We start from the raw sequence: 2,394 nt of genomic DNA on the forward strand, positions 1-2,394 counted from the left end.
TGAGACGTGGGCGGGGGCGCTGCCCCCGTCGCGCCGGCGGCGCGACTCCCCCGGGGTATTTCGACCAAGAAGAACCATCCGCCGATACCGGGCAGCGGGCGAGCGGCCACGCCGGGACGGCCTGTCAGGCGCGCTTGTCCTCCAGCTGCGCAATCCCCAAGGTTTCGAGAACCTTTGCCTCGATATGCGGGGCGCTCAGCCGGGCGGTGGCGTACATCTCTTCGGGCCTGGCCTGGTCGATGAAGACATCCGGCAGGACCATCGAGCGGTATTTCAGCCCCGTGTCGAACACCCCGTTTTCCGCCAGCAGCTGTGCCACGTGGCTACCGAAGCCGCCGATCGACCCTTCCTCGATCGTGATCAGCGCCTCGTGCCGGGCCGCAAGGTCGAGGATCAGCGCCTCGTCCAGCGGCTTGGCAAAGCGGGCGTCCGCGATCGTGGGGGTGATTCCCTTCTGCATCAGCGCCTCGCGCGCCTTGCGCACCTCGCCAAGGCGCGTGCCGAAGGACAGGATCGCCACGCGCTTGCCCTCGGTCACGATGCGCCCCTTGCCGATCGCGAGCACCTCGCCGCGCTCGGGCATCTCGGCCCCCTCGCCCTCGCCACGGGGGTAGCGGAAGGCAATGGGCCCCGTGTCATGCGCCGCGGCGGTGGCGACCATGTGCACAAGCTCGGCCTCGTCGGCCGCCGCCATGACGGTCAATCCCGGCAGGCAGGTCAGGTAGGCGACATCGAACGCGCCGGCATGCGTGGGACCATCCGCCCCGACGAGTCCCGCCCGGTCGATGGCGAAACGCACCGGCAGGCCCTGTATGGCGATATCGTGCACCACCTGGTCGTAGCCGCGCTGCAGGAAGGTGGAGTAGAGCGCGCAGAAGGGTTTCATGCCCCCCGCCGCCAGACCGCCGGCAAAGGTCACGGCGTGCTGCTCGGCGATGCCCACGTCGAAACAGCGCGAGGGGTAGCGCTTGTCGAAGAGATCGAGCCCGGTGCCATCCGGCATGGCAGCGGTGATCGCGCAGATGCGGTCGTCGCGGGCGGCCGCATCGATCAGGGCGTTGGCGAAAACCTTGGTGTAGCTCGGCGCATTCGACGGCGCCTTTTTCTGCTCGCCCGTGGAGACGTCGAACCTGGCCCGCGCATGGCCACCGTCGCTGGCGTCCTCCGCCGGTGCATAGCCCTTGCCCTTCCGGGTGATGGCGTGGATGAGGATCGGGCCGGTGGCACGCGCCCGGACGGTGCGCAGCACCGGCAGCAGCTGGCCCATGTCGTGGCCGTCGATCGGCCCGACATAGGAAAAGCCGAGTTCCTCGAAGAGGGTGCCGCCCACGGTCATGCCCTTGAGCATCTCCTTGGCGCGGCGCGCGCCCTCCTGGAACGGTCCGGGCAGGAGCGAGACGGCCCCCTTGGCCGCGGCCTTGAACTCCTGGAACGGGGCGCCGGCGTAAAGCCGCGACAGGTAGGCGGACAACGCCCCGACCGGAGGGGCGATCGACATCTCGTTGTCGTTCAGGATGACGATCAGGCGCTTGCCGAGCGCCCCGGCGTTGTTCATGGCCTCGAACGCCATTCCCGCGCTCATCGCGCCGTCGCCGATCACGGCGATGGCATCGCCGTGCCCCGTGTCGCAGGCGCCCCCGAGATCGCGCGCCACGGCAAATCCGAGTGCCGCGCTTATCGAGGTCGAGGAATGCGCCGCGCCGAACGGGTCGTAGGGCGACTCGGCACGTTTTGTGAAGCCCGACAGCCCGCCGGCCTGTCGGATCGTGCGGATGCGGTCGCGCCGGCCGGTAAGGATCTTGTGGGGATAGCACTGGTGGCTGACGTCCCATATGAGCTTGTCGCGCGGCGTGTCGAAGACGTGGTGCAGCGCGACGGTGAGTTCCACCACCCCGAGTCCGGCCCCCAGATGGCCGCCCGTCTCGGACACCGCCGAGATCGTTTCGGCGCGCAGCTCCTGGGCCAGCTGGGACAGCTGGGGATCGCTGAGACGCTTGAGGTCGGCCGGGCTGTTCACCTGGTCCAGAAGGGGGGTATGCGGGCGATCTGACAAGAGTGTCCCCTTTTTCCGGCGCACACTGACTCCGCGTCAGGATTGGCGGGAGATAACGAACCGGGCAAGCCGCCGCAAGGTCTCCGCCTCCTGACCATACAGAGATAGAGCGTCGGCGGCCTGTTCGACAAGGGCGGCGGCGCGGCGCTTCGCCCCGTCGAGCCCGAGATGCGAAACGAAAGTGGCCTTGCCCGCGGCCGCGTCCTTGCCCACCGCCTTGCCAACGGCGCGGGCGTCGCCCGTAGCGTCGATCACGTCATCCTGTATCTGGAAGGCCAGCCCGAGGGCGCGCGCATAGGCGGCCAGCGCAGCCGTGTCGGCGCCGGCCATGCGCGCGCCCG

Annotated in this window: 2 protein-coding genes; both read right to left on the minus strand. The window is 69.1% G+C overall.

Going from position 1 to position 2,394, the window contains the following annotated elements:
- Positions 1-124: 124 nt before the first annotated feature.
- The gene (gene dxs / locus ACH13J_RS18210; RefSeq protein WP_397544761.1) at positions 125-2,053 is read right to left on the minus strand and encodes a 1-deoxy-D-xylulose-5-phosphate synthase; all 1,929 of its coding nucleotides are present in this window, start codon (positions 2,051-2,053) and stop codon (positions 125-127) included.
- Positions 2,054-2,089: 36 nt separating this feature from the next.
- Positions 2,090-2,394, minus strand: a 305-nt coding sequence (locus tag ACH13J_RS18215; protein WP_397544762.1) for a polyprenyl synthetase family protein, incomplete at its 5' end; no start/stop codon positions are given.

The organism is Roseovarius salis (assembly GCF_044472985.1).
Lineage (GTDB): Bacteria > Pseudomonadota > Alphaproteobacteria > Rhodobacterales > Rhodobacteraceae > Roseovarius > Roseovarius salis.